The organism is Methylocystis parvus OBBP (genome assembly GCF_027571405.1).
Taxonomy (GTDB): Bacteria; Pseudomonadota; Alphaproteobacteria; order Rhizobiales; family Beijerinckiaceae; genus Methylocystis; species Methylocystis parva.
The window spans coordinates 491,070-504,280 of record NZ_CP092968.1 but is presented as its reverse complement, the minus strand read 5'-3'; the positions used below and the strand labels follow the sequence as shown (position 1 = coordinate 504,280).

Below are 13,211 nucleotides of genomic sequence, written 5' to 3'. Positions count from 1 at the left end.
AGGCCAATGCCGCCGCGCGCGCAGGCCTTGCGGAGGACGTCTTGGTAGACTACCAATACGCGATATTTCGAAAGACAGTCGAGGACGCATGAGAACGCCGATCCGCAACATTCTGACCGCCGCATTATCCGTCGCCATTTGGTCGCCCGCAGTCGCTATCAGCGATCAGGACGTCGTGCGCGACGTTTTGTTGAAGACATTCGACAAACCCGAAATGCGATTGACGGTCGATCCCGTCGTCATCGACGGCGACGTGGCGGTCGCCGGCTGGGTGCAGGGCGAGCTTGGCGGCCGTGCGCTGCTGCGGCGCAAGGGAGAGGCCTGGACGATCGACCTTTGCGCGGGCGACGCGCTGAAGGAAAGCAAATCCCTCGAAAAACTCGGCCTGCAAAAGGCCCGCGCGGACTCGCTCGCCGCCGCGATCGGGGCCGCCGAGAAAAAGCTCGACCCCGCGGTCCTTCAAAAATTCTCGCGTTTCGACGGCATGTTCGCCGTCGATGAAAATGGCGGCCACGTCTCGACCGATCCGCATCACCGCCCCATTCAGTGATCGCCCGACGCAAAGAGCGCCTTCGCGCGGCTGTGTCCCAATAACAACAGCCTCGCGAAAACGTCGCCGCCGGCTTTTTCCGCGCGCCGCGCGCCTTGCGGCCGAAGTTTTGGTCGGTTACCAATCAATCGAACGGTGCAGATTCGGCGCTTGCGCGCCGCTCTTTGAATGAGAGACGCGAAGAAAGACAAGAGATGCGTTTCGGCGACGTCACTCCAGTCCGCCCGCCCGCCGCGTTCAAGCGGCTGGCCGCGCTCGTCGTCATCGCGCTGCTGCAATGGAGCGCGATGGCGGCGGCCGAGAGCGGCGGCGATCTCGGAGGGTCGGCTCGAAGCCAGCATTTCGAAAATTGCGGCCCGTCGCACAAGGACGGCGCGCCCCAGCCTTCGCACTGCCGGCATCTTCAGTGCTGCGTCATCGGCGGCTCGAATGACGAGCGGCTCGACCGGGCGATCGTCGCCGTCCTGACCGACCTCGTTCTGCCGCTTCCTGACAGCGGCGCGCCGCCGCCCGCGCGCCGGACCCACGCGCCGGCTGGCGCGAGAAGCTTCCTCAACGTCGGCTCGCCAAGATCGCCGCCCGCGAACGCCTGACGCTTTCGGCGGCTCGCGCCCGACAATCTACCTCAACTTTCCTCCTCGCATGGCTGGCGCATCGCGTCGCCTTTAGGAGCTCGTCATGTTCCGTCTTTCCCTTCGCAAGGGCGCGAGCGCGCTCGCGCTCGTTCTCGCGATCGCCGCTTCCGACGCGATCGCGCAGCAAAATCTTCCCACGATCGACGTTGGTCAGGCCAATCGCCCGCAGCAAGGCGGTCCGCGCGGCAATGGCGGCGGACGCGGCCCCGCGACGCGGAATATGCCCGCGGCGGCGCAGACGCCCGCGATCGTCGCGCCCGGTCAGAGCGGCTCCCTCACCGTCCCCTCGGTCGCGCAACTGCGCCGCGAACTGAACCAGAATGTCGGCTCCGTCGCGTTTGTCGACGCCAACACGCCCGAGATCAAGACGCGCTACGTGCACGACCTGCGCGACGCGCTGAAAGACGTGCCGGGCGTTTATGTCGAGACGCGCTACGGGCAGGAGCTGCGTCTCTCCATCCGCGGCTCGAATCTCACCCGCGACTATCATCTGCGCGGACTGGAGCTGCTTCAGGACGGCATCCCGATGAATTTCGCCGATGGCGGCGGCGACATGTATCAGATCGACCCGAGCTACTTCCGCGCAATCGAGGTTTTCAAGGGCGGCAACGGCCTCGCCTACGGCTCTTCGACGCTTGGCGGCGCCGTCAATTTCATTTCGCCGACAGCCTACACCGCGCTCAGCCCCAATCTCTTCGCGCTCGACGTCGGCGCCTTCGGAACGATCCGCGGCCAGGCGCAGGCCTCGCGCGTCTTCGGGGATTTCGACGCGCTCATCAACGGGACCTTCACGCATTCGGACGGCTATCGCGGCCATTCGACGACGGACTACACGCAGATCAACGGCAATATCGGATACCGCTTCTCGAAAGATCTGGAGACGCGCTTCTATTTCGGAATTTACGACACCTGGCAACAATTGCCGGGAACGCTGGAGCTGAGCGTCGCGCGCCAATATCCGACGATCGCCATGGCGCCCTATCCGGCGCAGTTCGGCATTGACGGCTTTGGGGCCAATCAGGCGCGCAACGTCCAGAACTTCCGAATCTCGAACAAGACCACGATCGACGCGGGCTTCGGCAAGCTCGACCTGAACGCCTGGTACATTCACAATTATCTTTACCATCCGATCTTCGTGGTGATCGAGCAGGCCCAGGACAATTGGGGTTTCGCGCCGCGCTTTACCTCGACTTTCGACGTCGCCGGCCACCGCAACGACCTGATCGCCGGCGGCCGCGTTTGGGGCGGCGACGGCAGCGACAAGTGGTTCACCAACTATAACGGAATGAAACTCAATCCCTTCGGCTTGAGCCCGTTGAGCTTCATCTCGCAATTTGGTCCGCTCTACGCTTTCTTCCTCAATCCTGGCGGTCTCTACATCCCTGTCGGCGCGGACCCCAACATCCGCAACAACCGGATGAACGCGCTCAATCTCGAGGCCTATTTCGAGAACCGCTTCTACGTCGTCCCGAGCCTCGCCTTCATGTTCGGCGCAAAATATTTCAGCGACCAACGCAATTATTCGATCCTCGGCGGCATCCCCTACGAGCCGATCCCCGGCTATGACTCGAAGACGTATCACGGGATCAACCCCAAGGTCGGCGTCATGTTCGAGCCGTCGCCGGACATGCAGTTCTTCGCGGATATGACCGGAAGCCGCGACGCGCCGGATTTCGCCGACCTCACGCAAGGCGCGTTCCCGCCGCCCTTTGGCGGGATCAATTCCAACGGAACGATCGGAACGCAATTCATCCCGCTCGCGGCTCAGAAGGCCTGGACGGGCGAAATCGGCGCGCGCGGCAAGTGGGACCGCTATTCCTGGGACGTCACCTATTACTTTTCCTCGCTTTCCGACGAACTGCTGAAATTCAATCCGGCGCCGGGGACGGGCATTCCGTCCACGACCTTCAACGCCAGGCACACGATCCATCAAGGCGTGGAATTCGGCGCCGGCGTCGACCTGCTGCGCGACCTGACGGGTCCTGGCGCGGGCGACGTTCTGAAACTGACGCAAATCTGGAACTGGAACGACTTCCGTTTCGACGGGGACACGCTTTATGGGAACAATCCCCTGCCGGGCATTCCGCGCCACGTCCTGCGCACGACCCTCGGTTACAGCCGGCCGGACGGAATCTATTTCGCGCCGTCGATGGATTGGGTTCCGGAAGGAACCTATGTCGACTATGCGCATACGCTGCAAAGTCCCGGCTATGTCCTGATCGGACTGCAAGCCGGCATGAAGACGCCTTACGGGTTGAGCTTCTATCTCGACGCGCGCAACCTGACCGACCGGCATTACATCAGCGACGTCACCACCGTGGCGAACGCCTACAATCCCCCGGCGTCGGGAGGATGGCCGGTCGGCAATCCCCGCGCCTTCTATCCGGGCAATGGCCGCGCCATCTTCACCGGCTTCAAATGGGCGTTCTGACGGGCCAAAACGCGCGCGATCGGCCGGCGTAACAGCCGGCCGGACCGTTTACGCGAAGTGATCGGCGCGCGCGGAACGTCTCGCCGGTCCCTCGCTTTTGCGGACGTAACGCTTGATTTTTTTGGGGGGAGCCGCTCAGGGTCCGACGTTCAGCATGATCCCCAGGATCAGGCAGGTCCCGAGGATCAGACCCACGAGCCCGATAAGATGCTCGATCACATTGCGCCCCTCGCCTTGGGATGAGCTTCACTGTGGTCCGCGTCGCCCGCGGGCGGGCGACGCCCTTGGGAAGAGAGCGCGGGCTCCGTGGACGAGAGTTTCCGCCTTTCTCCCAAACCAAGATAGACGAACGCATTCGCTTCGCGCGCGGGGGGCGCTTTCGCATGGCTTTCGCGATCGGAATTCGATTTGCTCATCATAGCCCAGCGCCCTGTCCGCCATCCCTGGCGACATTGAGCCCGAAGTGGCGCGGCTTCGCTAGCTGGGGTGAATGCTTAATCCTTTCGGACAGGTCGCCGCGCCCCGCCGGGCGATTCCAGCGTCTTTACGCCGATACAAAGGATTTGCCCGCGTGCGGGCGACCGCCTAATTAGCGGGTTCTTGGCGAGAGGACGCGCAATTGGTCGGAGCGGGGACGGATCATACGAAGCAGGCGCTCTCGGGCGGGCCGGCCATTATCCTCGTGCGCCCCCAACTCGCCGTGAATATCGGCATGTGCGCCCGCGCCATGGCTAATTTCGGCCTCTCGGACCTTCGCCTCGTCTCCCCGCGCGAGGGTTGGCCGCGCACCGGCGCTTATCGCAAGGGCGCTTACGCCGCCGCCGCCGGGGCGACGCATCTGCTGGAGCAGGCGAAGCTTTACGACAGCGTGCGCGAGGCGATCGCCGATCTGAATTTCGTCTACGCCGCCACGGCGCGCGGGCGCGGCCAGATGAAGTCCGTCTTTCCGCCCGCAAAGGCGCTCGCGGACACGGCGGCAAGCGTCGCGGCGGGGGAGAAGCGCGGCTTCCTCTTCGGGCCCGAACGCACCGGCCTCGACAATGACGACGTCGCGCTCGCCGACGCGATTTTGACCTTCCCGGTCAATCCCGCCTACGCCTCGCTCAATCTCGCGCAGTCGGTGCTGCTCGTCGGCTATGAATGGTTCCGCGCCGCCCATGGCGACGCCATGCCCTATGGGCTGGAGGAGCGCTCCCCGCCCGCGACGCGCGAGATGACCATGGCCTTTTTCGATTTTCTCGAGGAGGAGCTCGACAAGCGCGGCTTCTTCCGCCCGCTCGACAAGAAGCCCGTGATGTCGCGCAATCTGCGCAACATGTTCCACCGCATGAGCCTCACGCAACAGGATGTGCGCACGCTCTGGGGCATGGTGGTGCGACTCGTGGAAGGGCCGCGTCGCGATCCCAAAAAGGTGTGGCGGCGGAAGAAGATCGAGGAAGACGCGCAAGGGTGAAAGCGCGCGCCAGACCGTCATTGCGAAACGGGCGCCCAATCAGCGCGGCAGCACCGCCCAGTAATCGAGATCGAGCAGCACGGCCGAATCCGGCTTGCCACCGGGGCCGGTCAGCGGGAACTCCGCGCAGGGCTTATCCTTCGTCGCGACGAGGCGCAGGCGCAGCGCGCCGATGTCCGTGCGGCCGGGGATCTCCGCCTTGTCCAGCACCTCGGTCCACGCGAAGATGGTGCCGCCGGCGAAAAGCGGGTTGACGTGCTTGCCGCCATTCACCGCGGAGATGTGGAAGACGTTCTCGAGGCCGTTGAAGGACAAGGCGCGCGCCATGGAGATCACGTGGCCGCCATAGATGATGCGTTTGCCGAAGCGGCCCTGCGACTCGTAATACTGGTTGAAGTGCACCTTCGAATTGTTCTGGTAGAGGCGCGTCGCGAGCATATGCTCGGCCTCCTCCACCGTCATGCCGTCTATATGGTCGATCTTCTCGCCCACCTCGTAATCGCCCCAGAAGAAGGGCGAGCCGGCGAGCGCCTTGTCATAGGCGGCGACATTGAGCTTCGGCACGGCCTGGCCCAGCTCCGACGGCGGCACGGCCTTGGGCAGGTCCGGCACGATGGCGGGGCCGACAGGGGCGTCCTTGTCGCGCTTCTTCACCATCACCCAGCGGGCGTAGGAGAGCACGGTCTCGCCGCGCTGGTTCTTGCCCGTCGTGCGCACATAGACGACGCCCGTTTCCCTGTTGGAGTTTTCCTTGAGGCCGATGACCTCTGACACGGCGTCGAGCGTGTCGCCCGGATAGACGGGAATGAGGAATTTGAAATCGGCGTAGCCAAGATTGGCGAGCGCATTGAGCGAGACGTCCGGCACCGTCTTGCCGAGCACCAGATGGAAAACGAGCATGTCGTCGATCGGCGCTTCCTGATAGCCGATAGCCTGGGCGAAAGCCTTGGAGGATTGTACGGCGAAGCGCGGCAGATAGAGCGCGGTGTAAAGCGCGACCTCGCCGACCGTGACCGTGCGCGGCGCGGCGTGGCGCAGGATCTGGCCGATCCTGAAGTCCTCGAAGAAATTGCCGACGTTGATTTTCGACTTGCTCATCTCGTCTCAACCGTTCCTTTGCGCCAGCCGGGCCAGCGCGTCGATATAGGGCGCGGGGTCTCCCGCGATGAAAAGCTTTTTGACGCGGCTGGTCTCGCCGGAGCGGATGGCCACCGCCCTTTTCGGCGCCGATACAGTCTTGGCGATCAGTTCGATCAGCGCGGCGTTGGCCTTGCCGTCTTCCGGCGCGGCGCGCACCCGCGCCTTCAGGACCGTCTTGCCGTCGGCCATGGTCTCCACGCCCTCAACGGCGTCGCGTCCGCCCTTGGGCGTGAGCCGAAGCCAGAGCGTGACGCCATCCGCCTCCGCAGACCAGGGCGCGTCAGCCATAGACCAGGGTGCGCGCCACCACGTCCCGCAGGAATTGCAGGCCCAGAAGCAGAATCAGCGGCGAGATGTCCAGCCCGCCCACGGCCGGCAGCACCGAGCGGATGGGACGCAAAAGCGGCTCGGTCAGCGTGTCCACCGCGCGCCAGATGGTCTGCGCCGCTTGAGAACGCGTATTCAGCACGTCGAAGGCGACGAGCCAGGACAGGATAACGGACACGATCACCACCCACCAATAAAGGTCGATAACCGTGAGAAGCAGATTCGCAACCGCATAAGACATGTCTTCGTCCCGCAATTTTTGCGCTGCGGCCTCTGTAGCCTCCCCGCTCCCGCCCGGCAACCTCTCGCGAAGCCGCAGGCGGGAGACGATCACAGGCCGGGGAACAGGCGGTAGTCGAGCAGCGCCGTCCAGCCCAGGCCGCCAAGAGGGAGCAGAAGCGCCCGGATCGGCGGCTGCTGGGAGAGCGGCACGAAAGAGCCCTCACGGAGGCCTTCGACCCGCTTCTTGATCTCCTCCAACGGGTCGGCCCCTCCCGCAGGGGCCCCCGGAGCCTTGCGAGTCAGGATTTCCTGCGAGAGCCGTCTTTTCGCGAGCTCGCGCGCCTGTTCGGCGCTGAAGCACAGCGCCATGGCGCATGCAAAAAGGACGGCGATGCAAAGGCCCTGCGTGAGCAGGATCGCCACGCTCGGCGCAAAATTCGTGAAAATCGTGCTGCGGGACACGATCAACAGGACCGACAAGCCGAAAGGCATGTAGATCAGATTGCCGATGCAACTCGTCCGCGCCGCGATGAAGGACAAATCGATCCAGTCGTCGAGCAACGGGTCGTTCAGGCCTATGCCCAGAATGCGGGAATATTCGCTCCGCGTCGCCGGCATCCAGCGGGTCCGGTGATCCCGTAGAAAGACGACGAAGCGCAGGCAAAGCATCGTCGCATCCACCACGAGGAATGTCAGGACGAGCATTAAAAACACAAGACCGACCGTCACCCGTCGATAGACCTCGAGATGCGCGCCGCGCCAAGGGGCCCCCGGCCATCCGAAAATCTGACTGAGGCAGGCGAAGACGGCGAAGGCCAGAAGAACGCCGACCGCGACGCGCCGCGCGACCGAGCCGAAGGACGATCGGCGGACATATTTCTCCCATTCAGGCGTGACGTCGTAAAAAGGCGCGGGGATGGGCCCGCCCGGGCGAGAATAATCGGGAAGGTAGAGGGTCTCTTTCTTGACGGTCCGGTCGAGATTGCGGCGCAGGCAGAACCAGGCGTCGATGGTCAGGCAGAGAGCAATGACCACTCCCACCGTTCGGATCGCGACCGTCGGCCAGGCGCTGATCCCCTGCATCGCGGCGAGCGGTTCGCCCAAGCCGCCATCCGTCGCCCACATCGCCAAATCCTGCCACCGCAACGCGACGCCCGCCGCTGCGAATAAGCAGAGCGCGAGCCCCATCCAGGTCGTCTTCAGATAAGGCCACAGCAGGTTCTTATAGGCGAGATAGACAGTCGACAGGCCGGCGAGCAAAAACAGAAAAAACCAGCCATTGGCGGCGGAATCCGCGAGCTCCGAAAAAATCGGACCTGGACTGGGCTGAACCCGTATCCTCGCGTCGGTTTTCGCATCGGGCGAGTCCGGCTGGGGCAAAGCGAGAAAGCCCCCATTGCGATCGATCTCGAAAAGCTGGACTTCTTTGGCCGCCTCCTCGATCGGACCCCGATTATCCGCTTTTCCGCGCACGAATTCGTCGGCCGCCAATCGCGTCGCGAGGAAGGCCGAGGTTTGATATGCGCCGCGGAAAGGCGGAACGCGCCCCTGCCAGATGCGGGATAGACTTGGCCCGTAACCGGAAGCGATCAGCAGATTGCGGCTCCAGTCGAGTTCGTTCGGACTAGCGAGCGCCTGATCGAAATCGCTGGTGAAGAAGGCGGCCTGCGGAAAGAGCGGCCGGAGAGCGCGTAGCGCCAGCAGCTTGTCGAAGACGTCATTGCCGAGAATGCCGATCGCCCCGATCCGCGTATGGCTTTCCCGCCAGAGGCGGTCGTCCTCCGCCTTGAGCCCGTCGGCGAGCCGGCGCAGATAATCGAACTGACCCGGCCCAAAGGCGTTCTCCATCGGCGTCGCCGGCGCAGGCGCACCTTTCTGGTCCTTATCTTTCTTATCCTTGTCGTCTTTGGCCGGCTGCATTCCATCGAGGCCGCGAAGATAGGTCAGGCTGTGACGGCGGCTCCCGATCTGCGCGCAGATCTCGCCGCTTCCACTGTCATTCTTCGCGCATGAAAGCGAATTCAAAGCCTTTTCGAAATCCATGGCGACGTTGCGGCCATATTCGGTGTCGGCGTCGGATACCAGCGCCACATGCGGAAGGATCTGTCCGGCCAGCCGTTCGTCGCTCTTGGCTCCAAGGCCGCGGCGCTTGAGCTCCTCCACGAGCCTCTCGGCGACGGTTTTGTCGTCCGCGATCGTGCTGAAGGACGCAATCCGCACCTCCTGACTTTGCAGCCTGCCCTCGCAAGCCGGCGTATCGCGGACCTGCATTGGCGCGCCCGTGACGGCGAAGGAATAGAAGTCGAACGCGACCGGCTGCATCGGCAGGCGCTTCTTCTTTTCGGTCTCCCGGCAGATGAAATGGCTGCCATCCGCAAGATTTTTCCGGGCGTCCGACGTGTAGGGCCCCAAAATGCTGAATTTGAGCGGAGCCGCGCATCTGTCGGGCGGACATAACGCGTCTTTGAGCGCCACGAGCCGCCTTATCGCGCCGCCCCCCTTGGCGCCTGCGCCTTTGAAAATGTCCTCGTCGATCCACAAAAGGAGGATCGACTCGTCGCCGCCCTCCTTTTGAAAAGTCTCATAAGGTATCGCCGCGGGCAGACCTTTTTGCTTGTAATCCGCCGGGCGGAAATAGCCGATATGCTGGTCATCGTTCGGCGTGAACCGCTCGGAGAGGAGCCCCGAAAGCGCCGCGTAGCGCAGGCGGCGGCGCGTCTCGCTGTCCTCGAAATATGGCGCGCCCGGCGCGACGACGCCGAGCGCCAGCGTCTTCTCCGAGCCCTTGACGCGTTCGCCCCTGGCGTCGAAGAGCGGCGAGCGGCAATGAGACTTCCTCATCGCCTCTTCGGCCTTGCCCTCGCATTCCTTCCGCTGACCGGCGTCGGCTTTTTCGGACTCCCGGGCGATCGCCTCCAGCGGGTCCTGCCAAAGCCGCGCCTCGACGTCCTGATCCTCGAAACGAACCTCGACATGCTTGTCGATGGGCGCGGGCCGCGCGGTTTCCAGCGGCGCGGGACGGGAGAACCAGATGGCGCCGGTCGCGAGCAGAGCGACGATGATCGCGCTGTTGGAGCCAATCCCCGGAGTTTTGTTCTCGTCCGCCATTGGCGCGCTCCGCAATGAAATGACCGCCCGGAAACGGGCGAAAAACAAATTTCAAGAGATCGGAGATCGACGCCGCGCTCATGGCCGCGGCGCCCCCTAACGGGACACTAACTCCAATCCCGGAGAGGATTATCTCTCGGTTTTGCGCAAACTCAAGCGGTTGCTGAAATAACGGGTTAATGCGATCGATCCGGATTGACACGGCGACCGACGCCCTATATCCACCCGCCTCGGAACGGGGCTGTAGCTCAGATGGGAGAGCGCTGCAATCGCACTGCAGAGGTCGGGGGTTCGAATCCCCCCAGCTCCACCAAACCAGCAGAGATTTCGCCCGAGCCGTCATCCGCCGCCCGCTGATCTTCGTCGGGACGCTCCTGTTGCGCTCGGTTTTCTCCTTATCGCCTGCAACGGCCTTGGCCGCGGTCGATCCTGCGGAACGTCATCTCGCCTGGCGGATTCGTCGGCGACATCGATTTGACGCCATATAAGCCTAAGTAACGAACGGCTCCGTTCTCGCAGTCGCGCCTCCTTAGCCTAGAACTTGTCGCCAATATTACTACAAGATGACAAAACAATGCTGGCCGAATTGCTTAAGTACTAACCCTAATTTACAGATATTACGCTTCGACTCGATAAATAACCATATTTGGCGAGAACCTAGGTTCGTGTCGTGAGTGATATCCCTGTCGGGCGTCGAGAGTCTGATCCGACATCGCCCGGGCCCAGCGTGGCCGAGGCGGTCGCCGCCGAACGGGGCCGGCTCGCGATGGATCTCCATGACGGGGTGCTGCAAAGTCTGGCCGCCGCCCGATACCGGCTTCACGAAGCGCAGACCGAGCAAGGCGAGCCGCGAACCGCGGCGATAGATTGCGCCGTCGACATTATCGCCCGGGAACAGCGCGCGCTGCGGGCGTTCATCGAGGCGGCGGCGCAAGGAGCGCAGGAAAAGCGCGAAAGCGCGGCGCTCCCGCCCTCCGCCATTATCGAGGACGCCCGTCGCATCGCCGAGGCTTGGGGCTGCGCGATCGAAACGAGCTGCAATTCCGCTCATCTCTCCGTATCCAGCCGCTGCGTCGAACAGATCGGCTTTCTCATGCGGGAAGCCATTTCCAATGCGGTTCGCCACGCTGGCGCAAAAGCGCTTGCGATCGAGGTCGCCCGCCATCCGGGACTTATCCGCATCGAAATGACGGAACGAAGGGCGGCGCCGAGCGAGATCGTCGACTTCACGCCGAGATCGCTGACGGCGCGGGTGGCGGCGCTCAACGGCTCCATGTCGATCGTCTCGTCCGCGCAGGAAATCACCCTCGCCTTCGCCATTCCAACCCATGACGGGGGCTGACATGCGCACGACTCTCATCCTCGCGGACGATCATCCGCTCATGCTCGACGCGTTGGAGCGCCTCTTCGCCGCGCCCGCCTACGCAATCCTCGCGACATGCCGCTCCGGCGCCGCGGCGATGCCGCTGATCGAAGATATGGTCCCGCGCGTCTCGCTTCTCGACGTCAACATGCCGGGCTTCTCCGGCCTCGACGTTCTCAAGACCGTCGCAAGAAAGCGCCTGCATACGCGCGTCATTCTGCTGACGGGTTCGATCACCGGCGCTCTTTTTTCCGATGCGATGAAATATGGCTGTTGGGCGCTGCTTCTGAAGGACGGCTCGCCGGAGGACCTTCGCGCGACGGTCGATGCGGTCGCCGCAAGCGAACATTGGTCGCCTGCCCGGCTGCGGCCGCCAAGCCGGCCGCAGCCGCCTTCGAACGATTTCGAGGCCGACCTTGAAGCGGATGCGCTGACCGCAAAGGAATATGAGGTGGCGCGCCTCGCCTCGCGCGGCCTTCCGAACAAGGCGATCGCGCAAGAGATGGATGTCTCGGAGGGCACTGTGAAGATCCATCTCAACCGCATCTTCCGAAAGACGCGTCTCAGGAATCGCACCGAACTCGCCATTTCCCTGCATCATGTGAGGTAGCCATGTGGAACCGCAATGCAATCGACCCTCGCGGCTTTGGCGGCCGCCCCCACAAAAAGAACAGCGCCTCGCTCACTCTCGCGATCGCGGCCGGCCTTCTTCTTTCCGGCAAGTTCGTCGCCGCCGATCAGCTACTTTCGGCGATTGATCCGGCGGTACAGGGCGCAAGGCAAGCGCCCGCGCAGGGATTGGCCGAGACGCGCTTCAGGCCCGGCGACAAACTGAAAATCGCGATCTATGAGCAAATCGAAAACGAAGAGGACAAGTGGGGAACGAAGAACAAGGCGCCGTTGAAGAACTTCGCCCTGCGCACGGAAATGTCCGGCGATTACGTCGTGCAGGCCGACGGCTCCGTCACCATCCCCATGCTCGGTCCCTTCGTCTTCGTCTCTCGCGGCGCCTCGGATCTTTCCGCGGATTGCGCCGCGGCGTTTCAAAAGTCGCTGGGCCGACCGGCCGTCGTCAACATCGCGCTCGTCGAACGCATGCCGATCTCGGTCGTCGGACCGGTGCGGCAACCCGGCGTCTACGCCTTCGCCCAGGGCATGACCGTGCTGCACGCCATCGCCCGGGCGGGAGGCTTTGAAGAGGGACCGAAAGACAGCTGGAGCCGCATCGAGGTGTCGCGCGAGAGAGGCAAGGCCGAAATCTCGAACGAGAATTTGAAGAAGGTGCTGGCCGAAGCGAGCGTCCTGCACGCGGAGCGCGACCACACGCGGCCAGCCTCCGAAAAGCTCGTTGCGATGGTCGGCGCGGAGGAAGCGCAAAAGCTCATCGCCGCGGCCGCGGAACGCCGCAGGACCAAGACACGCGCGGACGACGAACGCCGCAACGCGCTCAATGCGTCGATCGACGGCGCGCTCAAGACCATTGAACTCGCGCGGGCGCGCATCTCCCCGCTCGAGCAGACGCTCGCCTTGAAAAGGGAGCGGATGGCGTCTCTCAAAAAGCTCCTGGACCACGGCACGGTGACGCGGCCGATCTTCATTCAGGCGCAAGCCGAGGCGTCGGAGATCGAAGACAAGAAGCTGTCGACCCAGAACGTCATCGTCGAAGCCGAACAAAGACTGACTTTGCTGAGAAGCGAGCTGAAACGGCTGGAGACGGACCTCGCGGCCGATCTCGAGCAGCAAATCACGCGGCTCGATCGCGAGGCTTCCGAGGCGAGCCTGGGATTGAACGCCAGCGCCGGCGTGCTCAGCGCGCTCAAATCGACGAACGCGCTGCAAAGGCTTGAAAGGTCGACGCTCGCCTATACGGTGGTCCGGCCGAAGGAAGGAGGGCCGGAGGTCCTGTCGGCGGACGAATATTTCCAGTTGCAGCCAGGCGACCTCGTGCGGATCGATTTGAATGTCGCGGGGCGCTGAAGCCC

Annotated in this window: 11 protein-coding genes and 1 tRNA gene; 8 read left to right on the top strand and 4 right to left on the bottom strand. The window is 63.5% G+C overall.

Annotation, left to right across the window (positions count from 1 at the left end; translation table 11 throughout):
- Positions 1-88 precede the first annotated feature (88 nt).
- The 4 genes from MMG94_RS02400 (at position 89) to MMG94_RS02385 (ending at position 5,069) form a co-directional block, all read left to right on the top strand.
- A complete protein-coding gene (locus MMG94_RS02400; protein WP_016921467.1) occupies positions 89-550 on the top strand; it encodes a copper uptake system-associated protein in 462 nt (153 codons plus the stop codon).
- Positions 551-744: 194 nt separating this feature from the next.
- The gene (locus MMG94_RS02395) at positions 745-1,143 is read left to right on the top strand and encodes a hypothetical protein (RefSeq protein WP_154420069.1); all 399 of its coding nucleotides are present in this window, start codon (positions 745-747) and stop codon (positions 1,141-1,143) included.
- Positions 1,144-1,228: 85 nt separating this feature from the next.
- Complete coding sequence (locus tag MMG94_RS02390; RefSeq protein WP_026016479.1) at positions 1,229-3,616, top strand: TonB-dependent receptor family protein; 2,388 nt, start codon at positions 1,229-1,231, stop codon at positions 3,614-3,616.
- Between the two features lie 619 nt (positions 3,617-4,235).
- Positions 4,236-5,069: an RNA methyltransferase gene (locus MMG94_RS02385; RefSeq protein WP_016921470.1), complete on the top strand. Its 834-nt coding sequence runs from the start codon at positions 4,236-4,238 to the stop codon at positions 5,067-5,069.
- A 39-nt stretch (positions 5,070-5,108) separates the two neighbouring features.
- Here MMG94_RS02385 and MMG94_RS02380 read toward each other — a convergent pair whose 3' ends face one another.
- The 4 genes from MMG94_RS02380 to MMG94_RS02365 form a co-directional block, all read right to left on the bottom strand.
- On the bottom strand, positions 5,109-6,167 hold the full coding sequence (locus MMG94_RS02380; RefSeq protein WP_016921471.1) for a MaoC family dehydratase: 1,059 nt from the start codon (positions 6,165-6,167) through the stop codon (positions 5,109-5,111).
- A 6-nt stretch (positions 6,168-6,173) separates the two neighbouring features.
- Positions 6,174-6,497 (bottom strand): DUF167 family protein, encoded by a 324-nt coding sequence (locus MMG94_RS02375; protein ID WP_016921472.1) that lies wholly within the window; start codon positions 6,495-6,497, stop codon positions 6,174-6,176.
- The gene (locus MMG94_RS02370; RefSeq protein WP_026016480.1) at positions 6,490-6,777 is read right to left on the bottom strand and encodes a YggT family protein; all 288 of its coding nucleotides are present in this window, start codon (positions 6,775-6,777) and stop codon (positions 6,490-6,492) included. The genes MMG94_RS02375 and MMG94_RS02370 overlap by 8 nt, the downstream gene beginning before the upstream one ends.
- Before the next feature lie 89 nt (positions 6,778-6,866).
- Positions 6,867-9,866, bottom strand: coding sequence for a hypothetical protein (locus MMG94_RS02365; RefSeq protein WP_016921474.1), 3,000 nt, complete (start codon positions 9,864-9,866; stop codon positions 6,867-6,869).
- Positions 9,867-10,103: 237 nt separating this feature from the next.
- On the opposite strand from MMG94_RS02365, the gene MMG94_RS02360 reads away from it, so the two are divergent.
- The 4 genes from MMG94_RS02360 (at position 10,104) to MMG94_RS02345 (ending at position 13,206) form a co-directional block, all read left to right on the top strand.
- Positions 10,104-10,179, top strand: a tRNA-Ala gene (locus tag MMG94_RS02360).
- A 414-nt stretch (positions 10,180-10,593) separates the two neighbouring features.
- Positions 10,594-11,208 carry a sensor histidine kinase gene (locus tag MMG94_RS02355; RefSeq protein WP_016921475.1) on the top strand — a complete coding sequence of 205 codons (615 nt, stop codon included), beginning with the start codon at positions 10,594-10,596 and terminating at the stop codon, positions 11,206-11,208.
- 1 nt (position 11,209) lies between these two features.
- Entirely contained in the window at positions 11,210-11,839 is a 630-nt protein-coding gene (locus MMG94_RS02350; RefSeq protein ID WP_016921476.1) for a response regulator, read from the top strand.
- 2 nt (positions 11,840-11,841) lie between these two features.
- Entirely contained in the window at positions 11,842-13,206 is a 1,365-nt protein-coding gene (locus tag MMG94_RS02345) for a polysaccharide biosynthesis/export family protein (protein ID WP_016921477.1), read from the top strand.
- The last annotated feature ends 5 nt before the right edge of the window (positions 13,207-13,211 follow it).